Consider the following 25,743-nt stretch of genomic DNA (forward strand, 5'->3'; position numbering starts at 1 on the left):
GATTAAAAAAGAGAAACCATTAAAGAAATCCCTGCAACGCCAAAAAGAATAGACCACATAATATTTTTAGTCCAATAAGCGACAAACAAAACAAGTACGGCAGGTAATAATTTTAAATTCGTAACCGGATTTATCGAAAACGCTCCTTGCCAGAAAAAGATATCTGAACAAATTAGCGCAGAAAAAATAGAAACTGGAATAAAGGACATCCATTTCACAAACTTAGGTGGAATTTCCCGATTGCTTAATAGCAACATCGGCAACATTCTTGGTAAATAGGTTACTACTGCCATTCCCAAAATTAAATAAAGCTGTTCACGACTCATCAGACACCGCTCCTTTTTTTGAAGTCAAATACTGATCTATGAAAAATCCCACAAAAGACGCTAGAATAGCCGCAATAACTAAGGCAATATTATGCTTCAATAAAATCATTAACACCACAGAAAAAAAGCCTGCAACAATCCCTACAACTAAAAATAATGGGGAAACAAACTGCATCACTAATAAGCAAATAAACATCGCAATCAGCACATAGTTCATAATCGTTGTATTAATGCTTAAATTACTGCCAATAATTCCTCCTACAAAAGTACTTATTCCCCAAACTACATACGGAATAAGCCCTGTTTTCAAGGCCTTCGTCTCACTCCATTCATGATTATGAAATTGATTGTAATTCACTGCATAGCTCTCATCTGCTAAGGAGTGCGTGTACAAGAAAATCATTGGAATCGAACTATTTTTAAAATGCGTTGACATACTTGAACTCATTAGAACATGTCTTAAATTCAAAAAAAATGTCATCATAATCATCGCCGGCACTGTTGCCCCCATCACAAGCATCGAAGCCACCATAAATTGCGAAGCTCCTGCATATACAAGCAAGCTCATTAATAAAATACTTAACGGGCTGAATCCAGCATCATACAACACCATTCCACAAGCCATTCCCAATGGTACAAAACCAATTGTTACTGGATAAATGACCTTTATAGCCTCTAACCATTCTTGCTTTCTCATATTTATGTATCCCCCCAATTGTATCTGCCATTATAGCATAAAATCTCATCTTTTTTTCATTTATTTTTAATAAAAAAAAGAACAGTCTTGATTTTTAACAAGACTGTTCCAATCTATTCCCTTATAAATAATATTTTTTACTAACCGATAAATCTTCATTTAATTCATAAACTAACGGTTGACCTGTTGGAATTTCCAATGCCATAATATCGTCATCTGAAATGCCCTCAATGTATTTTGCTAAGGCACGTAATGAATTGCCATGTGCTGCTACTAAAACAGTTTTGTGATCCAAGATAGCTGGAGCGATTTGATCTTCCCAGAAAGGAATAACGCGTTCTAGCGTTACTTTCAAATTTTCACCCATTGGAATACGACTTTTTTGTAAGTTTGCATAGCGACGGTCATTTGTTGCAGATCCTGGATCCGTTGGTGCCAATAATGGTGGCAACGTATCATATGAACGACGCCATAATTGAACTTGGTCTGCACCATATTTTTCAGCTGTTTCTTTTTTATTTAAGCCCTGTAACGCTCCATAATGACGTTCATTTAAGCGCCAAGATTTTACTTCTGGAACCCATAATTGGTCAGATTCTTCTAACACGATGTGACAGGTTTTAATGGCTCTTTTTAAGACAGAAGTAAAGGCAACATCAAATTCAAGACCTGCTTCTTTGATTTTACGACCTGCTTCCGTTGCTTCTGCTAATCCTGCTTCACTTAAATCAACATCCACCCAACCGGTAAATTGATTCAAGGCATTCCAATCACTAAGTCCGTGACGTACAAAAACTAATTTCATTAAAATCCCTACTTTCCTCTTGTTGATACAACTATTGTACACCTAAATACTAGAATATGCGAAAATTTTATTTGTAGAACGAAAAGAGATTTGCTATGATACGTAAAGAGTCCTTTTCCAACAAATACTCTATCATTTTGAATGAAGGGAACGATTCATTTTATGTTAAAAAAAATCGTTTATAGCGCTTGGTTGATTAGTATTATTTATTTTATTTGTTACTTAACAATGCCTTTTCTTGAAAATGCAGTAAAAAGCGGTGGCTTGATGATCTACATTCATGTCATTATGGATTTAATTTTAATTGGCGGCTTTTTCTTTGTATTTGTATCAATTATCCGTTTCTTTTTTGCAAATCCAGATAAATAAAAAAAACGAATTCCAATAATGGAATTCGTTTTTTTATTAATGTTTTAAGGCTTTGTAGTATAACGCTGAGACAAATACAGCTCCACCAACAATATTGCCTAAATAAACTGGAACAAAATTTTGAATCAGTTGACTCCAAGTTGCACCACCTTCAAAGATCGCAGCTGGAATCACGAACAAATTAGCCACACTATGTTGAAACCCAATCGCAACAAAGGTCATGACAGGAAACCAAATCCCTAACATCTTACCTGATGCATCTTTAGCACCGTAACATAACCATAAAGCTAATCCTACAAACCAATTACAGCCGATTCCTGAAATAAAGGCTTGCAGCGGACTAGCCGCAACTTTCCCTTGAGCTAAAGTGACTGTTTCATGTAAAAAAGCACCTGAACTTGTTAAGCCTACGATATGACCAAAAAAGTACGCTACGAAAAGTGCTCCAACAATGTTAGCTACTGTAATCGTCAACCAATTGATAAGCAATTCTTTCATTGTTACCTTTTTATTCAACCAAGCAGCCGAAACAGCCATCATATTTCCTGTAATCAACTCGCCTCCACCTAAAAGAATCACAATCAAACCGATTGGGAAAACACAAGCGCCAATAAAGCTTGCAAAACTGCCCCATTCTTCAATCATTGAAGAGGCAACCCGAATATAAGCTAAATAGCCTAACGAAATCATCGCCCCTCCTACAAATCCAAGTAATAGCTTACTTGATAATGGTTTGGCAATTTTCTTTTTGCCCATTTGGATGGTAATGTCTAGAATTTCATCTGGTGTGTACATCGTTTCATTTCACTCCTACTGATTAATTAATTGAATCGTATTTTATCATTTATAAGTTCTAATACTTTCTTATTTTACTTGATTTTTTTGAAATTACAATCTTTTTTGTGTTTTTTTTCACAAGATTTAATAAAAAGTGGATTCAAAAAAGAGATTGACAAAAACGACTAATGAATCGTTTTTGTCAATCTCTTTTAACTAGTTGAATTAACGCACTTCTTTCACAACTGGACCATTCTCATAACCCACAATGACAGTATTCACACGATCTAAAAACAAGCCATGCTCTACCACGCCTGTTAAGCCATCTAACCATGTTGCTAAGGCATGTGGCTCCTTGATTTCTTTCATGTTTAAATCAATCAATAAGTGACCGCCATCTGTTACATATTTTTCACCAGCTTCATCTAAGCGAAATTCTGGTTGATAGCCTTTTGCCTCAAAAATTTTAAATAATTGAAGACTTCCGTAAGTCATGACTTCGATTGGCAAGGGGAACGCGCCTAATTCATCAACCATTTTGCTTTCGTCTACAATCCAAATCACTTTTTTAGAATAATCTGCTACGATTTTTTCAAATAACAGTGCACCGCCGCCGCCTTTAATGCCTTGAAAGTCACGACTGATTTCATCTGCTCCATCAATCGTAATGTCAATCACATCTACTTCGTCTACACTTTTCAGTGGAATACCTAAGCCTTCAGCCTGTTCCTTCGTTCTTGTTGACGTCGTTACACCAATAATATTCAAACCTTCATTCACTCTACGTCCTAAAGCTTCCACCATGTAGTAAGCAGTAGACCCTGTTCCTAATCCAACTACCATACCCTCTTTGATGTATTCAGCTGCTTTTTCTCCAACCATTTGCTTTAAATTCACGTCTCGTTCCTCCTAAAAGTTATCTATTTATTTTAAGCCGCATAAACCAATTCAAATTGTTCACACACAATCTCCATTGATGGGCTAAACTCCCAATCCATTTCAGCGAATTCACGTTTGAAAAACGCTTCATGTTCTTCACGCCAGTAGGCTAAGGTTCGATCGCCTTCCCCTTCTTCATAAGCGATGGTTTCTGGAACTTCTTCAAAAGAGTAAATTGTTACTTTACGATTTTGAACAATCCCCATTGCTTCACCATTCCCATCCAAAATAACTGAATAATCACCAGCTTTTGGAATCGGCTCGTTTTCTAATTTATAACCATGCAACGCACTACAAGTAGCTGTTTTTAACCCTGAAAGCACCAATGCTGAAAGTTCATCGGCCATTTCTTTTGAGTCGCCAAATGCCCAAACAGAGTAAGTATCAGGTACGTTTGGATTTTGTAATTTAAAATTCTGCCAAAGCTGTTTTGCGGATTCATTTTCCATATCAAACACCATTCTTTCTTTCGCAACTAATAACACATTGCATCGTGAATCAATAAAATAAATCCTATTACTTTACTAGGACGTGTTAGTTATTTTATTAAATTTTCTTTAAGACCATTTTTATTGTACCATATTTTTTTCAAGGATAGGAGATAATCTCTGATAATGAAGATTCCGCTTATATTGTACCCCAATAAAAAAGCTTCAAATCTTTTAGACTTGAAGCTTTTCCTTCTTATTCTTTTTCGAGTTTTGATCTAATTTTTTCTTCTTGACCTGTCATTCTAGCGTAATTATAAAAACGTATTTTAGCATCTTCCACCGTTTTTTCAAATAAATGCTCCGCAACGCTAGGATTGGCTTTTGAAAGAGATGAGAAGCGCGTTTGTGTCATCATAAATTCTTTCATATCCGCAAATTGAGGCTTTTTGTAATCAAGAATCATCGGAATCTTCCCTTTTTCACTTAACAACGGATTAAAGCGATACAATGACCAATAGCCAGAATCGACTGCTTCCTTCGTTTCCTTCAAGGCGTTGCCCATACCGCCTACTAAACCATGAACAATACACGGCGTATATGCAATAATCAATGATGGGCCTGGGAATTTTTCAGCTTCTTCAAAAGCTTTAATCGTTTGAGCTTGGTTGGCTCCTAAAGCGATTTGTGCCACGTATACATTCCCATAAATCATCGCCATCATCCCTAAATCTTTTTTAGAAGCGTACTTTCCACTAGCTGCAAATTTTGCAATCGCAGAAGTTGGGGTTGCTTTTGATGTTTGGCCGCCTGTATTCGAGTAAACTTCGTTATCCATCACCAACATATTTACATCTTCGCCACTTGCTAAAACGTGATCGATTCCGCCAAAGCCGATATCATAAGCCCAGCCGTCGCCGCCAATCATCCATTGACTCGGTTTAATGAAAAGATTCCGCTCTTGATAAATCTCTTCCAAAATTGGCGCTTGTTCTTTTTCTTGAAGCAGAGCAAATAACAGCTCATTGGCACGTTCCTTAGTCCCTTCACCTTCAAGCATGCCATTCATCCAATTTTCAAAAGCTTCTTTTAACCCATCACTTGGAATACCCGCTTCAATGGCTTCAATCATTTTAAGGGCAATGCCTTCCCGTCTTGATTGATTTGCTAAATGCATTCCGTAACCATATTCAGCATTGTCTTCTAATAAAGAGTTTGACCACGCAGGGCCACAACCTTCACTATTCGTTGTATAAGGAGTTGCAGGACTTGATCCTCCCCAAATAGAAGAACAGCCTGTTGCATTAGCAATCATCATTCGATCGCCAAATAATTGCGTCAACAATTTCACATAAGGGGTTTCACCACAACCAGAACAAGCGCCTGAAAATTCCATTAACGGTTGTTCAAATTGTGATCCTCTAACTGTATTTTTCTTAAATGGATTTGCTTTTGCTTTTAACGTCATTGAGAAAGCCCAGTTAACAGCTTGCTCTTTTTGTTCTTCATATGGACGCATTTGAATGGCTTTTTCTTTAGCCGGACAAGCGGCCACACATAACCCACAACCTGTACAATCATCTACTGCCACTTGGATACGGTAGTTCAATCCATCTGCTCCACGGATATCCCGTACAATATAGCCAGCTGGTGCTTCTTCCATTTCTTCTTCATCTGCTAAAAACGGACGAATCGCTGCATGAGGACAAACAAAGGCACATTCATTACACATGGTACAATTTTCAGGAATCCATTCTGGGACTTCTAAAGCAACCCCACGTTTTTCATAAGCAGCCATACCAACTGGGATTTCGCCACTTGTCATCTTGTTATCGATTAAATTTTTAACTGTTAAAGAATCTCCTTCTTGACGATTCATCGGTTCTAAAATATTGAAAACAAATTTTGGCAAATGACTTGTGTCTCGCTCTTCTTCAATAACTTCTTCCGTTGCCCAACTTTCAGGAATCGTCACTTTATGAACTAATTCGACTGCTGCATCAATCGCCTTTTGGTTGGTCTCTGCAATTTTAATGGATTTTTTTCCATAAACCGCCATTGCATCAGCCTTCATCAAATTCACGACTTCCTCAAACGGCATAATTTCTGTTACCTTGAAAAAAGCAGTTTGCATAATTGTATTGATCCGTCGGCCTAATCCAACTTCATTCGCTAACTTAACCGCATTAATGGTATAAAATTGGATATCATTTTCAACTAGGTATTTCTTTAATTTAGTTGGCAGCATTTTGCTAAGTTGTTCATCATCCCAAGCTGTATTTAACAAGAAAATACCGCCTTTTTTCAAGCCTTTAACTAGATCATATTGATTTAAATACGCCGCAGTATGGCAGGCAACAAAATCAGCGGTTTCAATTAAAAAGCTTGATTTGATTGGCTCTTGACCAAAGCGTAAATGGGAAACGGTCAATCCGCCAGACTTTTTAGAATCATAGGAAAAGTACCCTTGTGCATATAAATCAGTATGATCCCCAATCAATTTGATGGCTGATTTATTCGCTCCCACCGTTCCATCACTACCAAAGCCCCAGAATTTTGCTTGATACGTTCCAGCTGGTGTTAAATCAATTTTTTCCCCTTTAGGCAAGGATAAATACGTCACATCATCCACGATTCCAACTGTAAATCTCGGTTTCAATGACGTTTCATCTTGACTTAAATGATCAAAAATCCCTAAAATATCGCTTGACGTCACGTCTTTTGATCCTAGACCATATCGTCCACCAATTACTTTTGGACGTATCGCTGAATCATAAAGGGCACTTTGAACATCTAATAAAAGCGGCTCTCCACCTGCTCCTGGTTCTTTTGTTCGATCTAAAACAGCAATTCTTTCGACTGTTTTTGGCAACTGCTCAATAAAGCTTGCTACTGGAAATGGACGATACAAGCGAATATTCATCAAGCCCACTTGCTTGCCTTGACTATTTAAATAGTCCACAACTTCTTCAATAACCGGCGTCACAGAGCCCATTGCAACAAGAACTTCTGTTGCTTCAGCATGCCCATAATAATTCACCAAATCATAATTCGTTCCTCGCAACTGGTTGATTTCATCCATGTAGTGTTTCACGATCGTTGGAACAGTTTCATAATGACTATTAATCGTTTCTCTTTGTTGAAAATGAATATCAGGATTTTGGTTTGTTCCGCTAACCGTTGGATGATTTGGATTCATCCCATTATGACGAAAGACTGTCAGAGCGTCATTGTTCATAAGACCTTTTAATTCATCGTATTCTAAGACATCGATTTTTTGAATCTCATGACTTGTACGAAAGCCATCAAAAAAGTTTACAAAGGGTAATGAACTTTCTAGTGTTGCTAAATGTGCAACAGCTGATAAATCCATCACTTCTTGAACACTGCCTTCACAAAGCATGGCAAAACCGGTTTGGCGAGCTGCCATTACGTCACTATGATCGCCAAAAATATTTAGCGCATTCGTTGTGACTGCGCGACTGGCAACGTGAAAAACAGTTGGCAACAATTCGCCTGCGATTTTATACATATTGGGAATCATCAACAGCAAGCCTTGTGAAGCTGTGTAAGTCGAGGTTAACGTTCCGGTTTTTAACGACCCATGAACAACTCCTGCCGCGCCTGCTTCTGATTGCATTTCAACGACTTTCACTTCTTGCCCAAATAAATTTTTCTTGCCATCTGATGACCATTGATCCACTAATTCGGCCATTGTTGAACTGGGGGTAATTGGATAAATCGCTGCAACTTCAGTGAACGCATATGAAATATAGGCCGCTGCCGTATTCCCATCCATTGTTTTTTGCTTTCTCATGTCTTCTCCTCTTTTCAATTTGTTGTTTTAACTAAGTTTGTGCAAAAATAAATTTCTATTAACCCTTTTATTTTAATGTTCTTAGATCATAAATACAAGTGAATGAAGGTTTTTTCACGAAAACATCATGAATTATTACTTCATATAAGATTAAGAAATAATTCAATTAGTGCTTTTTTGCTAATCGTCCTTACTTTTGTTAGAATAGGTAGGAATTTATCATATGTTTGATTTCTTTAATCATACTAAAATTGGAGGATATCTATGAATACCACTCATTTAAAAACCGTCACTTCCGATGATCTCGGTGAGCTTACTCTTTTAGTAGGAGACCCCGCTCGTGTGACACTCATCTCTCAACATTGGGAAAAGACACGAATCGTCTCTCAAAATCGAGAACTCACTTTAGTCAGTGGCTTTTGGAAGGGCAAAAGAGTTTCTATTTGTTCTACTGGAATGGGGGTTGGATCGACTGAAATTGCTGTAATTGAGCTGATTCAAAGTGGTGCTAAACAATTTGTTCGTTTAGGAGGATGTGGTGCTTGGAGTAACGACATTCAAGCTGGTGATTTAATGTTTAACCATGGGATGGTCCGAGACAAAGGAATGCTAGCCAACTATGCACCTGATACTTATCCTGCAACTGCTGATCCAATTTTATTAGCAAAACTAACTGAAAAAGCAAAAGAAGAAGGCTTTACTAGTCATGTTGGATTAGGTATGACCACGCAATCTTATTATTTAGGTCAAGGAAGAGACCCTCAACTTTCTAATGGACCCAAAGTAGATTCTGCTTTCATGTCTTACTGGCAAGAGCGTCATGTGTTGAACTGCGATATGGAAACGGCTGTGCTTTATTTATTAGCCTCTCTCTATCAAATTCCTGCTGCTAATTGTTTAGTGGTACATCTTAGTCGTATGAATCATGAAAAAATAGAAGATACAGACTATGAAATTCTTCATCAAAATGCTGCTGAACTGGTTTTAAAAGCTTGTTTAATGTAGCTCATTTCCCAGGAAATAAATAAAAAAGGAGCGCCTAATTTCTTTGAATTAGGCGCTCCTTTTTTTCTTTATTTGACTACATTTACATCAATTGCTTGGTAAAATGCATTTGGTGTATCAAAAATATTCCAAACTGCTAAAATAACATGATATCCAGTACGATCAGCTGGAATCGTTACAAGTTGTGTAGGATTTTCAACTGGAATAGCATGATGATCATCTTGTTGTGTTACTAATTCAAAGTTTTTAATATCTAATGGTTGATTTGGGTCCCAACCTTGTTTTGTCATGTAATAATCCCAAGTCGTTGTTGAATGTGGAGCTGTTAAATGCCAAGTAAAAGGTTGAACTCCTGTTTTAATATCTGTTTTGTTCCATCTTTCAGCTGTTTGTTCATCTAATAATGAAAAACGAGAAATTCCTGCACTTGCTAATTTACCAGTCACAAAAGTGTCTTTGAAGGTTTCAATACTTTGTGGTTCATATGCCGCATCGCCAATATTTTCGTTTAACTTTCCACCTAGTTCAGTTCCTTTAAAAACGCGACTTGCAGGTGAAGAAACATATCCATGTGCTGAAGCTGTTGATGTGTATGCTGCAACTCCTCCTAATACCAATGTAACCGTTAAAACAAATTTTAATAGATTCTTTTTCATAATCACTTCTCCTTTTATTCTATTTTGTTACTTTTTAAGAATAGCACACCTGCATTTTTATAATTATAAAAATTAAATTATTTTTATTTTTTATTTGATACTTATTTTTTATTATCATTAGACCAATTTTTTCTAAATTCACTGTTCTTTATTTTCCAGAAGTTGTGTATCATTTTTTTTAACGGATTTTATCATTTATCTAACTCTTTTTATACTATTTGTTTTTTTCTTAATACAGAAATAAAAATACCAATTTTTATATAACAACAACACATAAATTAAATTCAGATTAAAAAACATTTCTTCTGAACTATATTTCTTTTCTATTCTTAAATAAAAAAAACCATCTCTAATTAAGAGATGGCATTGATTGATTTATTTTACTACATTTACATCAATTGCTTGATAAAATGCATTTGCTGTATCATTGATTGTCCAAACTGCATAGATTACATGATAGCCTGTGCGATTTGCTGGAATGGTTACATTGTGGGTAGTTGGTGAAGTCGGAATCGCACCATTATCATTCACTTGACCAATTAAATCAAAGTTTTTAATGTCTAATGGTTGATTTGGGTTCCAGCCTTCTTTTGTCATAAAGTATTTCCAATTAGTTGTGCTGTGTTTTGCTGTTAATGTCCACGTAATAGGTTGAACGCCTGTTTTAATGTCTGTTTTATGCCATCTGGTTGCTGTTTGTTCATCTAGTGGAGCAAATTGAGTTAAACCAGCACTTGCTAGCTTACCTGAAATAAAGGTATTTTTTAATGTTTCAATACTTTGTGGTTCCCATTGAGCTTGTCCAACATTTGTGTTTAAATTGCCACCTAAGTTACTGCCTTTATAGGCACGACTGCCTGGTGATGATACATATCCATGTGCCGATGCTGAAGCTGTGAAAACACCTAATCCTCCAACAACTAACGCTGCCACCAAAATAAATTTTATTAACCGATTCTTCATTAGAACATCTCCTCATCCTTGTTTTTTGTTTCCGCTTACAAAACGAATATTAACATAATGTTATAATGTTGTCTAAAGATATCCCTTTAATTATTACTTAATTCTATTTATAAAAAAGTATATTTAATCATTCACAATTATACCAATTAAAACTAATAAAAAAGAAATAAAAAAATACCCCTTATAAAACTCTAAGGGGCCATCTTCATTCCTTAAATTAATTGATATTTTTTAAAACTTTGATAGATACCATCTTGATTATGAGCTTTCGTTAAATCATCCGCAATTTTTTTCAAATCTTCGCTAGCATTTCCCACTGCTACTCCAACATTTACCAACTCAAACATCTCAATATCATTATGAGCATCGCCATACGCCATGGTTCTTGAAACCTCTTCATTAAGGTGTTCAAGCAATTGAGTAATGGCAACGCCTTTGTGAATTCCTTTCAAGACGATTTCGCCACTGTCTTTTCCAAAAACTGGAACCGTACTTCGCATCACATTAAATTCAGTCCCAAATTTTTCTTGAATCACTCCAAAAGGAACTTGATTGTTGATAAAGGAAACTTTATTAATAGTAGAATAATCGATAGAATCATTTTTTTCAGTCAAATAACTACAAAAGACATCTAAGGTTGATCTTAAACTTTGATAATCCTCACTTGCTTGATCTATGTCCGAAAAGATAATTTCATTCATTGTTGATACACAGTTTTTACTAGAAAATAATCCATCATTTGATTCTAAATAATACGCCACACCATTTTCATCTAAAAAATCAATTAAATCTAACATTGTCTCTTCTTTAAATTTCAAATGACTTAGAACTTCACCATTGCTTTCAACATATCCTCCGCCAGCTCCTATTAAGCCATCAAAGCCAATCGACATGATCTCTTCATTAAGCTCTGATTTTGAACGTCCTGTACATAAATAGACCAAATGTCCATTCTTTCTTGCTGCTTTAATCGCCATTGCGGCTGATTCTGGTACATGTCCGGTATCATCACAAAGCGTCCCATCTACATCCATAAAAATAATCGTATGACTCATCTTGTCTCCCCATTTCTATAGTAATCGTTGCTCCTATAATTACTATAGAGTATGGAATGCATTTCATGTCAAGGGGATTTTTGATATTAATGATACAGCATATCGTGAATAATCTCTTTTTTACTCATTTTACTTGGGAAGAACGTCGGCCAATTAGTCATTTCCGTCAACAACGCTTCGTGACTCTCATTTCCCATGTAGATATGAAAATGACCACTCTTATGAGGTTCTATAAGGTGATCGCTAAATTGAACATACTTTGGAGCCTGTGTTTCTTCTGTCTTAGAAGTAAAAAGATAACGAACTCCTTTTTTACCCGATTCATAGGTTAAAATTTGATAGCCTGCAGATTCATACTCTGCCTCTTGCCACTCACCGTTAACAAGATACGCCATTTTGTTATTGTAAACATCAATGGCTTCAATGTCTGATTTATAGCCTGATTCATAATATTTTTTGTATTCATCGACAGTTTTATCCCCCGTCTTAGCTTTTTCTTTAAATACTTCATCTAGTGAACCATCCACTAAATAGGGATAAATCGATTTCCAAGAGCCTTGCCAATCTGAAATGGAACGTTCTTTGACTTCATTATCTTCAAAAATTCCCTCGCTTGCTTTTGTAGCGTGATGGTGAGAGTGTGTTTCGGTTTCTTTTTTTTCTAATTGACTAGAAGACGTCTCCGTTTTTTTTGTTTTTTCATTTTTTATACATCCCGTACTTACAATTGCAACTATCATTACTAAAACCAATGCCATCTTTTTTTTCATAATGCTCCCCTTTTTAACTCTTGCTTATTTTAGTGTCTTTGTTCGTTCAATTAATGCAACTAAAATTATTTTGTCAGCTGTATCAATTGTTTGGTTCTCTTTCTTTTATGTTCATGGATAAGTTTTAATGCTCTTTTTCGTGTTTTTCTATTTGTACTTTTAACTAAACGGCGATAGGCGCTTGATAAATCTTGTTTTTCCATATAGAGTCTCTCCTGTCATTTTATTATTTTGTGACTACCTAAAAATAGTCTACCAGCTTGCTTTTTTCACACCTGGAATTTGACCCTTCAATGCCAATTCTCGAAAGTTAATTCTAGATAAGCCAAATTTGCGTAAATATCCTCTGGGACGGCCATCTAGTTGATCTCGATTTCTTAAGCGATTCGGATTTGAATCTTTTGGTAATTTTGCTAATGCTTGATAATTTCTTTGTTTTTTTAATTCTTTACGAATTGAAGCATAGTCACTAACCAGTTGACGTTGTTTTTCTGCTTTTACTATTTTTGATTTTTTTGCCATTGTCTTCTCTCCTTTAATAATTAAATTTCCTTTATTAGGTTTAAATCGTAATCGTTACGTTTTATGCATTTATCATACTATCATGTTGATTTTTAATTGTCAACTACTCCCTTTCTCTTATTGCTTACAAAAAAAAATCGAGTAGAAGATTCTACTCGATAGAAATAAAACCTAAAAAAGCACAGTTTTAAAAAAACTGTGCTTCTTAATTAAATTAATTTGCTGAATAAATATTGAAAAAGTCTGCTGCATTCCAACCGCCAATGTTTAGATACAAACGATCTCCTACATATTTTTCTCCTACAACTTTATACTTATCTTGATTATTGATTTTTCCAATTACGATAGCGTTTGGATTGGATGGATCATCATATAGTGGAAGTGGATTTTCAATTGAAACTACTACTTTATTTACCAAACTTTCCATTTTCACAGTTAAAGATGGATTAGGTAAAAAATTACAATACTCTCCTGATACCCATGTATCATTTCCAATAAGGTAATAACCATTATTTACATTAAATACTTTAAACTCCTGTCCGACTTTAACAGTTTGACCGGTCACTTCTCCGTATCCTGTTGGTGTTTTTTTCAAAATAGTATCTTCAAATACTTTAAGAGATCCTAAACTATTTGCACGTACTCCTGCTACCTTTACATCTGATAATTTCATTTCATCTTCATCCTCTCCATCTAATAATTGGTAAATACTGTTTGTCGCATCAATACGGACAGGCATATGAGCGTAATTCACGTTAGGTCGTTCCCAGTGTGCACAAAAATTGGCAGCGGCGGCAGATAAGTTGACTGTCTCTTTAAATGCTGACAGGGTCTGATTTTTTGTAACGGTTGGATGATAATCTGGATTTCCATAGACCAACCATTGACCTGTTTTATCACCTTGCGCAATAATTGTTGCTTGTCCTCGAACCGTTTCTGCTTCTGTATTGGAAATGCCACAAATAGCCGCTTGCTTATAAAGGTTACTTTTTGGTGTCCATTGACCTAATCCATAACCGCCTCCCCCGCTATGCTCATTTACATTTGGGTTAAGAGAAGACTCTGCATACAAATTTCCAATAACGCCTGCAGCTGAGATATTATTATAACCAAACTGTTTCAGAATCATCCATACTGTTTTTGCAGTTTCTAGCTGTGTTGTAGTAAAATTCATTTTAATTCAATTCCTTTCAGTGACATTTTTTTCAGGGAATATTCTCTTTAGCTATCTTTCATCAATAATAGTGATCAGTTATTATCTTAATACCTATTCTATCTTCCTTTCTTCGGTCACACCTCTCTAAATTCTTGTTATTCTCTTTCAAGATATCGTCACTTTTCTTTCAAAAGTCTTTTTGAGGTGTATTTTAATTCAAAAAACAGGCAATTACAGTCTACTTAGACCGCAATTGCCTGTTTTTTTATTTTCGGTACATCTTAAACTCTAAAAACAAATCATTGTAAATCGCTAAATAGTCGGCACCTAAATCTTGATACACTTCTAAATGGGACATCGTTTCATCACTTGGATAAAATTGTTTATCATTCGCGATTTCTTTTGGTAAATACTTCATGGCATCCTTATTCGGCGTAGAATATCCGATATATTCAGCATTTTGTGCTGCATTTTTAGGCTCTAGCATAAAATTAATGAAGGCGTAGGCTCCTTCTTTATTTTTAGCAGTTTTAGGAATAACAAAATTATCAAACCAAAGATTAGAGCCTTCACTTGGAATCACGTAATGTAGATGTTCATTGTTGTCTAACATTTCACTGGCTTCTCCAGAAAAAGTCACTGCAGCAGCACTTTCTTCTTGAATCATATACATTTTAATTTCGTCGGCTACGATGGCTTTGACATTTGGGGTTAAGGTACTTAATTTTGCTGCAGCCTTGTCTAGCTCCGTTTGATTTTTACTATTTAGAGAATAGCCTAAACTATTTAACGACAGCCCCATTACTTCTCTAGCACCATCAATCAACATTAAATTATTTTTTAGTTCTGGTCGCCATAAATCATTCCAATGTTGCATATCACTCGCTTTTATATATTTATCATTGTAAATAATTCCTAATGTTCCCCAAAAATAAGGAATCGAATAGGTATTTTTTTGATCGAAAGCTAAATCCATAAAACGCGGGTCGATATGGTTTAGACCTTTGATTTTTGATTTGTCTAGCGGCACTAACATTTTTTCTTTGATCATTTTTTGAATCATATATTCGCTAGGAATTGTTAAATCATAGGCTGTTCCACCTTGTTTGATTTTTGTAAACATCGCTTCATTTGAATCAAATGTTTCATAGGAAATTTTATAGTTTGTTTCTTTTTCAAATTTCTTTATTAAAGAGGGGTCAATGTAATCTCCCCAATTATAGAGGGTAATCGTATTGTTCCCTGAAAATCCTTGTGCTTTTTCTAAATGCTTTGCATAGGCGTAAAGTCCACCACATAGAATTAAAATAGCTGCCATTAAGGTACCTAATTTTTTCATATCATATCCACCGCCTCAGCATGCTGCTTATGTCTTAGCTTTTGTTTTTTGCTGTAGTTGTGTTGTTGAATAAAATAATAACCTGAAACTAGTGCTAGTGAGAAAACAAACATCAATGCACTTAAAGCGTTGATTTCCAAACTAACCCCTTGTCTGGCCCGTGAATAAATTTCTACAGACAACGTACTAAATCCATTTCCTGTTACAAAAAAGGTCACTGCAAAGTCATCAAGCGAATAGGTAAAAGCCATAAAAAAGCCTGCTAAAATACCTGGCGTGATACTTGGTAAAACAATACGACTTAGCACTTGAAGGCTATTTGCTCCTAAATCTCGCGCAGCCATAATCATCGAGTCATTCATTTCTTGCATTTTTGGTAAGACCATTAACACGACAATTGGAATGCTAAAGGCAATGTGAGAAAGCAAAACTGAACCAAACCCTAGTCCTAAACCTAAAAAGGTAAAGAAGATCAAAAAACTTGCCCCAATGATGACGTCAGGAGAAACCATTAAAATATTATTGAAGCTAAGCAACGTATTTCTTGTTTTTCTGTTTTTCGTATAATAAATGCCCATTGCCCCAAAAGTTCCAATCATCGTTGCAATCAATGCTGACAGAAAAGCTACCAATAAGGTATTCAAGACAATGGTAATCAACCGTTTGTCTTCAAAAACCGCTAAATAATGTTCCCAAGTAAAGCCTGAGAAGCCATTCATATCACCGCCTGCGTTAAAGGAATAAAAAATCAAATAAAAGATGGGCGCATACAATAAACTAAAAACAGCGATTAAATACAAATTTGAACCTTTTAACAAGCCTTTTTTCATTTAAGTTTGCCCCCTTTCTTTTTCTTTTCCCCTGTTAACAGCATAATTAAAATCATGGCAACAATTAAAACCACGCCAATCGTTGAACCCATTCCCCAGTTTTGTGTTACTAAGAAATGTTGCTCAATTGCCGTTCCAAGGGTAATCACTCGATTCCCCCCAATTAAACGCGTTAGCATAAATAAGGATAGTGAAGGAATAAAGACTGCTTGAACACCACTTTTCACACCGTTTAGTGTTAAAGGAAAAATAACTCGTCTAAAGGTTTCAAAATTATTCGCCCCTAGATCACGGCTAGCGCTAATGTAAGAAGGATTCAATTCTTCAATTGCATTAAAAATTGGCAAAATCATAAAAGGCAGTTCAATATAGGCTGCAACAAACATAAAGCTCACGTCTGTAAATAAAATTTGATGTCTGCCAATGCCAATAAATTCTAAAAAGTGATTGACGCTCCCATTCATGCTAAATATTCCAATAAAAGCATAAGCCTTCAAAAGCAAATTAATCCAGGTCGGCAAAATAATCAACATCAGCCATAATTGCTTGTGCTTCGTTTTATTTAAAAAATACGCCGTAGGATAGCTAATTAATAACGTAAATAAGGTAATTAAAAAGGCATACCAAACGGAATTAAAGGTCATTTTTAAATACGTACCTGAAGTAAAATACGTTTGATAATTTTCCAGCGTAAACTGACCATCTACATTGAAAAAAGATTGATATAAAATCAATAATAGCGGGGCAATTACAAATAGCAATAGCCAAAAAACATAGGGAATAAAATAAAACGTTTTTGTTTGCTTTGTCATAACATCCCTCCTTAATCTTCCTCGTAACTTTCTAAACGTGCATCAAATTCTTTTTCTGTCTCATTAAAGCGCATAACATGAATGTCCTCTGCTTCAAAAAACAAGCCAACTTTTGCTCCAATTGTTGCTTTTTTAGTCGAATGAACCACCCACTCATTGGCTTCGCTATCGTGACAAATAATTTCATAGTGAACACCTCGGAACAATTGTGTATCAACGGTTGCAACCAGCTTGCCTTTTTCAACTGATGTAATGGCTAAATCTTCTGGGCGAATCACGATCTCAACGGCTTCATTATCTCTCATCCCTGCATCCACACATTCAAAGGTGTGACCGACAAATTTCACTTCGTAATCAGCAACCATATGACCTTTTACAATATTGCTTTCGCCAATAAAATTCGCAACAAAGCGGTTAATCGGTTCGTCATAAATATCCACTGGCGTTCCACTTTGAATAATTTCCCCTTTGTTCATTACAAAAATCTCATCGCTCATCGCCAAGGCTTCTTCTTGATCATGGGTCACAAATACAAATGTAATTCCTAAACGACGTTGCAGTGCTCTTAATTCATATTGCATTTCTGTTCTCAACTTTAAATCTAACGCTGATAAAGGTTCATCTAATAAAAGGACCTCTGGTTCGTTTACTAACGCTCGTGCAATGGCTACTCGCTGACGTTGACCACCTGACATTTCACTAATCCCACGATTTTCATAACCAGATAATTGAACCATTTTTAGTACATCTTTTACTTTCTCTTTAATCAAAGTCTTATCCATTTTTTTAATCGTTAGCCCAAAAGCGATATTTTCAAAGACATTCATATGAGGAAATAACGCGTAGTCTTGGAAAACCGTATTTACTTTTCGCTTGTTTGCTGGAACATCGTTAACCTTTTTTCCATCTAACAAAATCGTTCCTTCTGAGGCTTCAATAAACCCTGCAATCAATTTTAAAATCGTTGTTTTCCCACAACCAGATGGTCCTAATAAGGTATAAAATTTGCCACGTTCAATTTCAAAATCAATTTGCTTTAAAACCGGCTCATCCTCATCGTATTGCTTCACCACATGTTCAAATGCGATAATTGAATTTTTTGTCATTTTAAATAACTCCTTTAGGTGATTTCATTATAAATAAGAGTTCGTTACCACAAGTAACAGCTGGCTTTCGCCATTAAAATCATTTTTTAATTGATGTTCTTTTGTACCATGAAAATAAATCGATTCGCCTTTTTTCGCATAATAACGTTTCAAGCCTATTTCAATACAAATCGCGCCTTTCGTTACATAACCAAACGTTTCTGAAAGAGAGGGCGCAAATTTTTTAAACTCTCCTGATTCTTTAAACGTAAGCAACACAGGTTCCATTTCATTTTCATTTGATTCAGGAACGAGCCATTTCATTTGATAACCCTTTTCTTCATCTTCAAAATCCGTCATTTCCTCTGCTGAATAAACCACACGTTGTTCTTTTTGTCCTTCTTCAAAAAAGTCTTTAGGACTGCATCCTAACACTTCTAAAATATCAAAAAAAGTCTCCATTGATGGTGAGCTTAAATCTCGCTCTAATTGAGAGATATATCCTTTACTTAAATCAGTTCGTTCTCCCAGTTCTTCTTGCGTTAAATTTTTTTGAATTCGTAAATTTTTGATTCGCTTGCCAATTTCCATTAAAATTCTCCTTTAGTTCCATTGGTTTTCTTGAATCTGTTTAGTTTGAAGTTTACTTTTACTAAACTTCAAACGACAATTGTTTACTTATACTAAGTATTAAGTTTACTTAAACCTTATTTATTATAACGCGTTTTTCTAAAAAAACAAGAAAAAAACCCAAAAATAATTGAAAAAAATCAATTATTTTTGGGTTCTTTTCTGAATAGTTTCATTTAATAAAATAACAGTTACTCTTCATTTCCAATATCCATGACCGAGCTTTCTGTATAGTTTACAAAACGGCGCAATAAATTCGCTAATTCACGGCTGATTTCACCATTCTCAAACATTTTTTGGATGTCGGTTCTTTCTGAATTTAAAGCTTTTAAACGCAACTCTTGCAATTGTTTTTCATATTCTTCTGAATAATCTTCACCAAAGCGTTTGATCCGTTCAATTTTATTACGGTATTCAACAATCAAATGGTAAGCGATGGTCTTATCCACCTTCCCATCTTTTTTCAATTCTTTTTTCATGTACTCTGATAGTTTACGTATCGCACTTTTAGCCGCTTCTTTTTCTAAAGCAAGGCGTTTACGATACTGCTCTTGATACGAGGCTCCTTTTTTTAGTCTTAAAAGACCACGTAAACTTTTACGGTAGGTTCGTTTCAATAAAATCCAACCGTGATTTAAACGCGAACCAATATCACTATTTAAACCGTTTTGACGTCTAGCAAGAACTTGTAAATATTGTTCAGCTGTTTCTTTATCAACTGACCCATTCTCTTTTAGTTCCTTCACTTTTTCAACTTCTGCTGCAATTGCAATTAAGCGAATACTCACCTCATCTTTTAAAAAACGAGTAATCGTTTCTTGGCTGTTGTACTCCATTTGTAAGCGACGGATCATATGGTTGTACTCATGAATTAAATCATAGGATGCCATTCGATTTTCCGGCCGACTTTCTTGTTCAATCGTACGAATCGCAACTTGCATAATATGAATTCTAGCTTGCGCTTCCTTTAAATCATCATCTGCAGAGCTATCTGTTTCCTCTTCAGGATAATCAGCTAGTTCATCCCCTGAAGTCACTAAACGGCGTTTCGATTTTGTTAAGAAAGGCAATGCAACTGTTGCGGCAATCAAGGTTGCTACAATTACGCCAGATGCTAAAAATAACATAATTGCTCTGCCAGGGAAAGCCTCACCAGAGTTCAATACATATGGGACAGATAAAATACCGGCCATTGTCACAGCACCACGAACTCCTGTCAAACCTGACATCAATGCAATTTTAAAACTTGGTTTCACTTCTTTTTTGTGTTTCCCAAATGAAAAATCAAACCACATGTAACTGTACGTCCATAAAATTCTTAAAATCAAAATCACTAACCAAAGAATAATTACATATTCTACTAGCAGAAAATTTCCCATCAATGGGTTCTTTAAAGCTGAACGCATGGCAAATGGCAGCTCGATTCCAAGAATCAAGAACACCAATCCATTTAACAAGTAAATAATCACGTCCCATGTCCGCTCCGTTACAATTCGAACTTCAGCCATTCGATTTTCTACTAACACTTGCTTGTTATTCGCCACAACACCTGCGGCTACTACTGCAATAACACCTGATGCGTGGAATAAATCTTCAACAATTAAGTAAATCATAAATGGGGTTAAGATTTGAATCAAGGTATGCAAGACAACGTCTTTAATTCCTTGGCTGCTTAACCAATTTTTCAACGCATACAGCAAAAGCTCTAGAACAATCCCAAGAATCATTCCCACAATTGCCATATAGAAAAAATCAAGCGTAGCTTCTTTTAAAGAAAACGCACCTGTCACAGTTGCTGCAATTGCATATTTAAAGGCAATCAAACCACTAGCATCATTAACTAAACTTTCTCCACGAACAAGTCGCAAAATTCCAGTTGGAAGTTTTACTTGCTCTGCAATCCCGTTTACCGCTACTGGATCGGTTGGCGATAAAATAGCAGCTAAGGCAAACGCTGCCGCCAATGGAATTTTATTATCAGTCATGGCAGTAATAATATACCCACCAACAATTGTCGTTAGAAAAACTAAAAGAATTGAATTCCCAAAAATAGGGATTCTTAATTTCCATAAATCCCGTTTAGGATAGTGCCTTCCGTCATTATATAGAAGTGGGGCAACAAACAAGAGCATAAACCAACTTGTCTCCAGTTCAATTTGAATTCCAAAAAATAATGCGGCCATCAAGCCTAATGCGACTTGAATTAGGGCTGTTGGAATTGAAACAATGTAATGGCTGATAATATTAGACACCACAACTAGGACAAATAAAATAATGGCTCCTTCTAAAATTGGCAAAGGTCTATTCACTTCCTTATAAGTTTTTTATTTTAATCACTAGTGTAAATTATAGCATAAAAATACAGGATTGTTTTTATAAAGTTCGAAAAAAATTGAATTTCATCCTCTGCTTTCCTTTTATATCAAGCTATTTTATTCTTTCTTTTTTTTTCGTTATAAAAGGAACTTCATTTTTCAATGGTATTTTTATGAGAATTTCTTTAATTAACGACCATTAAAAAGAAAAAAATCGTGAAGACAAGCTTCACAATTTTTTCAATGAAACGGATTATAAAATCGACTGCCATTTACATAAAACAGGCTAAAACTTATGATTGAAATAACAATTGCAACAATTACTACAAAATAATCCATCTTTTGATAGGGCCTTTCCGCATACCACGTACGTTTTTTATTCTTACCAAAACGCCTCAATTCCATTGCTGTGCTAATAACTTCAATCCGATCCAGACTTGAAAAAATCAACGGCAAAATAATTCGTGCAATCCCTTTGATTCTAGAGAGCAAACGCCCTTTTTTTGACATCTCAAACCCTCTTGCTTGCTGTGCTTGAGAAATGCTATAAAAATCTTCTTGGATATCTGGAATATAACGCATCGCTAACGCCACAGCATAGCTGATCTTATAACTAATCCCAATTCGATTCAAGCTTGAAGCAAATTCACTTGGATTCGTAGTTAATAAGAAAATCAGTGCCAACGGAATCGTACAGAAGTATTTCAAAATCAGATTAAATTCATAAAATAATTGCTCACTTGTAATCGTATACCTCCCAATACCTTCAACCAAAACCGTTCTAGATCCATATAAATCGACTCCATATTCTGGTGAAAACAGGTAAACTGCCACAATATTCAACAATGAAAAAAAGAAAATAAATTTTAAAACAAAAGAGATTTGACGCCATTTAATATGTGACACCTTAAATAAAGCTAACGAAAATAGACTCATAAAAATTAAAAAACGCGTATCAAAGGTCGTCATACAAGCAACTGAAAGTAAAATTAAACAAATTAATTTAGACGCACCATTTAAGCGGTGAATAGGTGTGTTCTCTGGAATATATCCTAAAATTTGTTGGTCACTCATTTTAGACGCACCTCACGATCATAAGCTATAAATTTCTTCGTAAAACTAAATGGATCCGCCATTCCAAGAACTTTAGCAAAAGTAAATAAAGTGGTTTCTTTTAACGATGCCTTTTTAATTAATTCTTGATCTGTCAAAACATTAACGGACTCTGTATCTGCTAAAATTTCTCCATCTGCTACAACTAGCGCACGGTTAGTATATTCTAACATCAAATGCATGTCATGAGTGATCATCACAACACTTACACCTAGCCGATTAAGCTTTTCTAAAAATGTCATCATCTCTGTGTAATGTTTAAAATCTTGTCCCGCTGTCGGTTCATCCAAAATAATCATTTCTGGATTTAATACTAAAATAGCTGCAATCGTCACGCGTTTTTTTTGTCCAAAACTCAACGCTGAAATAGGCCAATTCCGGTAAGAATACAGTCCACAAATTTTTAAAACTTTTTCAACTCGTTTTTTAATTTCTTCTTCTGAAACGCCTCGCAATACTAGACCTAACGCTACCTCATCAAAAATCATCGTCTTAGAAATCATTTGATTTGGGTTCTGCATCACATACCCAATATGATCTGCTCGCTCCTTAATAGACAATGTTGAAAAATCAGTCCCTTCCCAACGCATCTCCTTAAAACTTGGCTTGATAAATCCACAAATAGCCTTCGATAGCGTTGATTTACCCGCACCATTTTTCCCAACAATACTTAACATCTCTCCCTTATTAAACGTCACTGAAACGTCATCTAACACAAAGGGCTTGTCTTTACGATAACGATACGAAAGATCTTCTAACGTCAATAACGGCGTTTCATGCTTTGGAATACGAATCTCAGGAATTGCATTCAACCACTGTTCCATTTCCTCTTTCAAATACGGACTGTGTAATTTTTTTAAATTCGCTAAATCTGGCAATGCTTCTAAATCAACTCCAGCGTATTTCATAGCAGTGACATATAATGGCTCGCGAATTCCCGTTTCCGCTAAAATATCTGTGCGTAGCAGTTCATCTGGCCCACAATCTGAAATGATTCGTCCTTCTGAAAAAACCAAAATACGGTCAACATCACAATACAACACATCTTCTAAACGATGCTCAATAATTAAAACAGTTGTCTTCGATTCTTGATGAATTTGGTCGATTAATTCAATTGCTTGCTTTCCAGCAGCTGGATCTAAATTAGCTAGCGGCTCGTCAAATAATAAAATTGGCACTTCATCTACTAATACCCCAGCCATCGACACTCGCTGTTTTTGGCCTCCCGATAAATCTTGTGGTCGGCTGTCTAAATGTGATGAAATCTCCACTACTTTTGACCATTTTTGAACAGCTTGCTTCATTGAATTTTGTGAGACTGCATCATTTTCCAAAGAAAAGGCAATATCTTCAGCCACCGTCAGCCCAATGAATTGACCATCTGGATCTTGCAAAACCGTTCCTACATCAAAAGACAAGTCTACAACACTGCTATCTTTTAAATTTTTTCCATTTACCATTACGGAACCGTTTATTGTTCCTTCATACATATTCGGAATCAACCCATTTATGCATTGAGCAAAAGTTGACTTTCCTGAACCACTTGGCCCAACAACCAAGACTTTTTCCCCTTCATAAATGGTTAAATCAAGATCATATAAAGTCGGCTCTGATTGACTATGGTATTGGAACGTAAAGTTTTCAAATGTGATCAATGGTTTCTTCATTTTAATTCTCCACTTCCATTATTTATAAATTTAAGTACCTATTAATATTAAAAAAGCTGAGGGCTTGTTTTCCACTCAGCTTCACAATTAGATTTTACCACTAATACTAGTCTTTTTTCAAACTCCCTTTTTTCGTACGAGTAGCAGCATATACAACCATCATTAGCGTGCCTAAGATTCCCACTGAAATAATATTCAAAACACTCGCTAAGACGCCTTGTGCAAAGACTTTATTCGCCGGTTCACTGTATATTAAAATATCTAAAACGGGTGCAATTCCTGCCCAAACAATAATATTCCCAATTACTTGATACACATTAAAGCGGAAAATTTCTTTCTTTCCAAATTCACCTGCTGCCAGTCTAATTTTACTTCCTGCAAGACCATAAATCACGCCAATAATTCCTGAACACACAATCCAACTCCACCAAGCTCCACCATACGTTGTGAAATCCTTAAGTGTATGACCAATCAAACCAATCAAACCACCTGCAATCGGACCAAATAAAACTGCCATCAACGCTAAAAATGGATAGGCTGTTTCTAAGTTTGTATTTGGAATACCTGTTGGAATCACTGCAAAACGGCCTAAAATAACAAATAATGCCGAACCGATTCCAATTGCTACAATGGTTTTTACTGATAATTCTTTTTTCATTTCTTTTCCTCCAATTTTCTTTTAGTCAAAAATTACTTTTGGTGCCTTACGCAATTGAATCGTCCAAGAAGACCCGGTTCCAATGTGATACAAGCGTGAAAATGAATCTTGATTAACAGCTACACCCATATTTACTAATGAATTAACATAAACGAGCGGTTCCCCAATATGAACATCTGCAAATGATTTAGCAAACATCATAATATTTTGATACACTTGGTTGCCTTCATGAAAAATAGACACTTGAATTGAATCGCCATGGACAATTCCAGCTTCTTTAAATAGCGCTAATGGAATATTCGTCCATAAAGAACCAAAACGAATATCCAATACATCGATGCTACCTGTTAAAATCCCTTTTTCTTCATTTGCATCTACTAATTCTAACTGTTGCAACGTTTCTGGCTCCACTACTTCACCTAAATCTTCAAAATTGATTTCACCACTCGCTAATCGTGCACCATTATAGGCATAAATATCCCGACCGTGGAAAGTATGACTTTCCTCAGAATGAGGCAAACGGCTGGTTAATTCATCAATTCGACGTACTTCTGCTAACCCTTGATAGTGCTTAATATGTGTTAATGAACCATTATCTGGCGTGATGATATAGTGACCTGATTCCGTTTTACACACAATACTTCTACGATCACTGCCAACTCCAGGATCTACAACTGAAACAAAAACTGTTCCCTTTGGCCAATATTGTACGGTTTGATACAATCGATAAGAAGCCACCCAAATATCGTAAGGTGGAATATCATGGGTTAAATTCTCCACAACCACTTCATCACTTACCATATGCGCTACACCATACATCGCACTAACGGCTCCATCGCCTAAACCAAAATCTGTTTGCAATACTAAATATTTCCCCATTATTGTCATCCCCCATTTATACTTAATAACTAGTTTAAGTGTTTATGATTATTAGATTTTTTTCATTTTTTTCTAATCTATTTCATTTTAAAGTTGTCGCTTTAAATAGTCAACTAATAGTCATTCAAAT

Annotated in this window: 26 protein-coding genes; 2 read left to right on the forward strand and 24 right to left on the reverse strand. The window is 35.6% G+C overall.

What is annotated here, in order from left to right:
- Positions 1 to 2 precede the first annotated feature (2 nt).
- The 3 genes from AC07SW_RS08755 to gpmA all read right to left on the reverse strand — a co-directional run bounded on the left by AC07SW_RS08755 (position 3) and on the right by gpmA (position 1,828).
- Entirely contained in the window at positions 3 to 326 is a 324-nt protein-coding gene (locus AC07SW_RS08755; RefSeq protein ID WP_119908559.1) for an AzlD domain-containing protein, read from the reverse strand.
- On the reverse strand, positions 316 to 1,023 hold the full coding sequence (locus tag AC07SW_RS08760; protein WP_034568272.1) for an AzlC family ABC transporter permease: 708 nt from the start codon (positions 1,021 to 1,023) through the stop codon (positions 316 to 318). The genes AC07SW_RS08755 and AC07SW_RS08760 overlap by 11 nt, the downstream gene beginning before the upstream one ends.
- Before the next feature lie 121 nt (positions 1,024 to 1,144).
- Complete coding sequence (gene gpmA / locus AC07SW_RS08765) at positions 1,145 to 1,828, reverse strand: 2,3-diphosphoglycerate-dependent phosphoglycerate mutase (RefSeq protein WP_034568270.1); 684 nt, start codon at positions 1,826 to 1,828, stop codon at positions 1,145 to 1,147.
- A gap of 162 nt (positions 1,829 to 1,990) precedes the next feature.
- On the opposite strand from gpmA, the gene AC07SW_RS08770 reads away from it, so the two are divergent.
- Positions 1,991 to 2,197, forward strand: a complete 207-nt coding sequence (locus AC07SW_RS08770) for a pyrimidine-nucleoside phosphorylase (RefSeq protein ID WP_074401817.1) — start codon at positions 1,991 to 1,993, stop codon at positions 2,195 to 2,197.
- A gap of 36 nt (positions 2,198 to 2,233) precedes the next feature.
- Here AC07SW_RS08770 and AC07SW_RS08775 read toward each other — a convergent pair whose 3' ends face one another.
- The 4 genes from AC07SW_RS08775 to nifJ all read right to left on the reverse strand — a co-directional run bounded on the left by AC07SW_RS08775 (position 2,234) and on the right by nifJ (position 8,158).
- Complete coding sequence (locus tag AC07SW_RS08775) at positions 2,234 to 2,992, reverse strand: formate/nitrite transporter family protein (protein WP_119908562.1); 759 nt, start codon at positions 2,990 to 2,992, stop codon at positions 2,234 to 2,236.
- A gap of 207 nt (positions 2,993 to 3,199) precedes the next feature.
- Positions 3,200 to 3,871, reverse strand: a complete 672-nt coding sequence (gene rpiA / locus AC07SW_RS08780) for a ribose-5-phosphate isomerase RpiA (protein ID WP_119908563.1) — start codon at positions 3,869 to 3,871, stop codon at positions 3,200 to 3,202.
- A 32-nt stretch (positions 3,872 to 3,903) separates the two neighbouring features.
- Positions 3,904 to 4,362: an ASCH domain-containing protein gene (locus tag AC07SW_RS08785; protein ID WP_074401816.1), complete on the reverse strand. Its 459-nt coding sequence runs from the start codon at positions 4,360 to 4,362 to the stop codon at positions 3,904 to 3,906.
- 235 nt (positions 4,363 to 4,597) lie between these two features.
- A complete protein-coding gene (nifJ, locus tag AC07SW_RS08790; protein ID WP_494632694.1) occupies positions 4,598 to 8,158 on the reverse strand; it encodes a pyruvate:ferredoxin (flavodoxin) oxidoreductase in 3,561 nt (1,186 codons plus the stop codon).
- 264 nt (positions 8,159 to 8,422) lie between these two features.
- Here nifJ and AC07SW_RS08795 point away from each other — a divergent pair, with 264 nt between their 5' ends.
- Complete coding sequence (locus AC07SW_RS08795) at positions 8,423 to 9,163, forward strand: nucleoside phosphorylase (protein WP_494632695.1); 741 nt, start codon at positions 8,423 to 8,425, stop codon at positions 9,161 to 9,163.
- 68 nt (positions 9,164 to 9,231) lie between these two features.
- On the opposite strand, the gene AC07SW_RS08800 is transcribed toward AC07SW_RS08795, so the two are convergent.
- From AC07SW_RS08800 to AC07SW_RS08880, 17 genes are all read right to left on the reverse strand, one after another.
- Positions 9,232 to 9,819 (reverse strand): lytic polysaccharide monooxygenase, encoded by a 588-nt coding sequence (locus tag AC07SW_RS08800; protein WP_485400882.1) that lies wholly within the window; start codon positions 9,817 to 9,819, stop codon positions 9,232 to 9,234.
- 375 nt (positions 9,820 to 10,194) lie between these two features.
- Positions 10,195 to 10,782, reverse strand: coding sequence for a lytic polysaccharide monooxygenase (locus AC07SW_RS08805; RefSeq protein ID WP_034568258.1), 588 nt, complete (start codon positions 10,780 to 10,782; stop codon positions 10,195 to 10,197).
- A 212-nt stretch (positions 10,783 to 10,994) separates the two neighbouring features.
- Positions 10,995 to 11,837: a Cof-type HAD-IIB family hydrolase gene (locus AC07SW_RS08810; protein WP_494632697.1), complete on the reverse strand. Its 843-nt coding sequence runs from the start codon at positions 11,835 to 11,837 to the stop codon at positions 10,995 to 10,997.
- 86 nt (positions 11,838 to 11,923) lie between these two features.
- Entirely contained in the window at positions 11,924 to 12,607 is a 684-nt protein-coding gene (locus AC07SW_RS08815; RefSeq protein WP_034568254.1) for a ZinT/AdcA family metal-binding protein, read from the reverse strand.
- Between the two features lie 65 nt (positions 12,608 to 12,672).
- Positions 12,673 to 12,810, reverse strand: coding sequence for a putative metal homeostasis protein (locus tag AC07SW_RS08820; protein WP_160113853.1), 138 nt, complete (start codon positions 12,808 to 12,810; stop codon positions 12,673 to 12,675).
- 49 nt (positions 12,811 to 12,859) lie between these two features.
- Entirely contained in the window at positions 12,860 to 13,129 is a 270-nt protein-coding gene (gene rpsN / locus AC07SW_RS08825) for a 30S ribosomal protein S14 (RefSeq protein ID WP_034568253.1), read from the reverse strand.
- Between the two features lie 214 nt (positions 13,130 to 13,343).
- On the reverse strand, positions 13,344 to 14,303 hold the full coding sequence (locus AC07SW_RS08830; protein WP_135021095.1) for a phage tail tip lysozyme: 960 nt from the start codon (positions 14,301 to 14,303) through the stop codon (positions 13,344 to 13,346).
- A gap of 247 nt (positions 14,304 to 14,550) precedes the next feature.
- On the reverse strand, positions 14,551 to 15,624 hold the full coding sequence (locus AC07SW_RS08835; RefSeq protein ID WP_135018237.1) for an ABC transporter substrate-binding protein: 1,074 nt from the start codon (positions 15,622 to 15,624) through the stop codon (positions 14,551 to 14,553).
- Positions 15,621 to 16,454, reverse strand: coding sequence for an ABC transporter permease (locus AC07SW_RS08840; RefSeq protein ID WP_034568244.1), 834 nt, complete (start codon positions 16,452 to 16,454; stop codon positions 15,621 to 15,623). The genes AC07SW_RS08835 and AC07SW_RS08840 overlap by 4 nt, the downstream gene beginning before the upstream one ends.
- Positions 16,451 to 17,266, reverse strand: a complete 816-nt coding sequence (locus AC07SW_RS08845) for an ABC transporter permease (protein WP_034568243.1) — start codon at positions 17,264 to 17,266, stop codon at positions 16,451 to 16,453. Before AC07SW_RS08845 ends, AC07SW_RS08840 begins: the two co-directional genes overlap by 4 nt.
- An 11-nt stretch (positions 17,267 to 17,277) precedes the next feature.
- On the reverse strand, positions 17,278 to 18,372 hold the full coding sequence (locus AC07SW_RS08850) for an ABC transporter ATP-binding protein (protein WP_494632700.1): 1,095 nt from the start codon (positions 18,370 to 18,372) through the stop codon (positions 17,278 to 17,280).
- A gap of 27 nt (positions 18,373 to 18,399) precedes the next feature.
- Positions 18,400 to 18,942 carry a helix-turn-helix domain-containing protein gene (locus tag AC07SW_RS08855; RefSeq protein ID WP_034568240.1) on the reverse strand — a complete coding sequence of 181 codons (543 nt, stop codon included), beginning with the start codon at positions 18,940 to 18,942 and terminating at the stop codon, positions 18,400 to 18,402.
- Positions 18,943 to 19,172: 230 nt separating this feature from the next.
- The gene (locus AC07SW_RS08860; RefSeq protein WP_034568238.1) at positions 19,173 to 21,278 is read right to left on the reverse strand and encodes a cation:proton antiporter; all 2,106 of its coding nucleotides are present in this window, start codon (positions 21,276 to 21,278) and stop codon (positions 19,173 to 19,175) included.
- Positions 21,279 to 21,536: 258 nt separating this feature from the next.
- Positions 21,537 to 22,370 (reverse strand): energy-coupling factor transporter transmembrane component T family protein, encoded by an 834-nt coding sequence (locus tag AC07SW_RS08865; protein WP_034568237.1) that lies wholly within the window; start codon positions 22,368 to 22,370, stop codon positions 21,537 to 21,539.
- A complete protein-coding gene (locus tag AC07SW_RS08870) occupies positions 22,367 to 24,076 on the reverse strand; it encodes an ABC transporter ATP-binding protein (RefSeq protein ID WP_135023088.1) in 1,710 nt (569 codons plus the stop codon). Before AC07SW_RS08870 ends, AC07SW_RS08865 begins: the two co-directional genes overlap by 4 nt.
- Positions 24,077 to 24,182: 106 nt before the next feature.
- Entirely contained in the window at positions 24,183 to 24,734 is a 552-nt protein-coding gene (locus AC07SW_RS08875) for an ECF-type riboflavin transporter substrate-binding protein (RefSeq protein ID WP_119908572.1), read from the reverse strand.
- Positions 24,735 to 24,755: 21 nt separating this feature from the next.
- A complete protein-coding gene (locus tag AC07SW_RS08880) occupies positions 24,756 to 25,613 on the reverse strand; it encodes an SAM hydrolase/SAM-dependent halogenase family protein (protein ID WP_135023089.1) in 858 nt (285 codons plus the stop codon).
- Positions 25,614 to 25,743 lie beyond the last annotated feature (130 nt).

The sequence above is a fragment of the Carnobacterium sp. GW821-FHT04C06 genome, assembly GCF_059420345.1.

Excerpts from the sequence above, each read along its gene's own strand:
- AC07SW_RS08755 (WP_119908559.1), bottom strand. The coding sequence starts at position 326 with ATGAGTCGTGAACAGCTTTATTTAATTTTGGGAATGGCAGTAGTAACC.
- AC07SW_RS08760 (WP_034568272.1), bottom strand. The coding sequence starts at position 1,023 with ATGAGAAAGCAAGAATGGTTAGAGGCTATAAAGGTCATTTATCCAGTA.
- gpmA (WP_034568270.1), bottom strand. The coding sequence starts at position 1,828 with ATGAAATTAGTTTTTGTACGTCACGGACTTAGTGATTGGAATGCCTTG.
- AC07SW_RS08770 (WP_074401817.1), top strand. The coding sequence starts at position 1,991 with ATGTTAAAAAAAATCGTTTATAGCGCTTGGTTGATTAGTATTATTTAT.
- AC07SW_RS08775 (WP_119908562.1), bottom strand. The coding sequence starts at position 2,992 with ATGTACACACCAGATGAAATTCTAGACATTACCATCCAAATGGGCAAA.
- AC07SW_RS08785 (WP_074401816.1), bottom strand. The coding sequence starts at position 4,362 with ATGGAAAATGAATCCGCAAAACAGCTTTGGCAGAATTTTAAATTACAA.
- nifJ (WP_494632694.1), bottom strand. The coding sequence starts at position 8,158 with ATGAGAAAGCAAAAAACAATGGATGGGAATACGGCAGCGGCCTATATT.
- AC07SW_RS08795 (WP_494632695.1), top strand. The coding sequence starts at position 8,423 with ATGAATACCACTCATTTAAAAACCGTCACTTCCGATGATCTCGGTGAG.
- AC07SW_RS08800 (WP_485400882.1), bottom strand. The coding sequence starts at position 9,819 with ATGAAAAAGAATCTATTAAAATTTGTTTTAACGGTTACATTGGTATTA.
- AC07SW_RS08805 (WP_034568258.1), bottom strand. The coding sequence starts at position 10,782 with ATGAAGAATCGGTTAATAAAATTTATTTTGGTGGCAGCGTTAGTTGTT.
- AC07SW_RS08810 (WP_494632697.1), bottom strand. The coding sequence starts at position 11,837 with ATGAGTCATACGATTATTTTTATGGATGTAGATGGGACGCTTTGTGAT.
- AC07SW_RS08815 (WP_034568254.1), bottom strand. The coding sequence starts at position 12,607 with ATGAAAAAAAAGATGGCATTGGTTTTAGTAATGATAGTTGCAATTGTA.
- AC07SW_RS08820 (WP_160113853.1), bottom strand. The coding sequence starts at position 12,810 with ATGGAAAAACAAGATTTATCAAGCGCCTATCGCCGTTTAGTTAAAAGT.
- rpsN (WP_034568253.1), bottom strand. The coding sequence starts at position 13,129 with ATGGCAAAAAAATCAAAAATAGTAAAAGCAGAAAAACAACGTCAACTG.
- AC07SW_RS08830 (WP_135021095.1), bottom strand. The coding sequence starts at position 14,303 with ATGAATTTTACTACAACACAGCTAGAAACTGCAAAAACAGTATGGATG.
- AC07SW_RS08835 (WP_135018237.1), bottom strand. The coding sequence starts at position 15,624 with ATGAAAAAATTAGGTACCTTAATGGCAGCTATTTTAATTCTATGTGGT.
- AC07SW_RS08840 (WP_034568244.1), bottom strand. The coding sequence starts at position 16,454 with ATGAAAAAAGGCTTGTTAAAAGGTTCAAATTTGTATTTAATCGCTGTT.
- AC07SW_RS08845 (WP_034568243.1), bottom strand. The coding sequence starts at position 17,266 with ATGACAAAGCAAACAAAAACGTTTTATTTTATTCCCTATGTTTTTTGG.
- AC07SW_RS08850 (WP_494632700.1), bottom strand. The coding sequence starts at position 18,372 with ATGACAAAAAATTCAATTATCGCATTTGAACATGTGGTGAAGCAATAC.
- AC07SW_RS08855 (WP_034568240.1), bottom strand. The coding sequence starts at position 18,942 with ATGGAAATTGGCAAGCGAATCAAAAATTTACGAATTCAAAAAAATTTA.
- AC07SW_RS08865 (WP_034568237.1), bottom strand. The coding sequence starts at position 22,370 with ATGAGTGACCAACAAATTTTAGGATATATTCCAGAGAACACACCTATT.
- AC07SW_RS08870 (WP_135023088.1), bottom strand. The coding sequence starts at position 24,076 with ATGAAGAAACCATTGATCACATTTGAAAACTTTACGTTCCAATACCAT.
- AC07SW_RS08875 (WP_119908572.1), bottom strand. The coding sequence starts at position 24,734 with ATGAAAAAAGAATTATCAGTAAAAACCATTGTAGCAATTGGAATCGGT.
- AC07SW_RS08880 (WP_135023089.1), bottom strand. The coding sequence starts at position 25,613 with ATGGGGAAATATTTAGTATTGCAAACAGATTTTGGTTTAGGCGATGGA.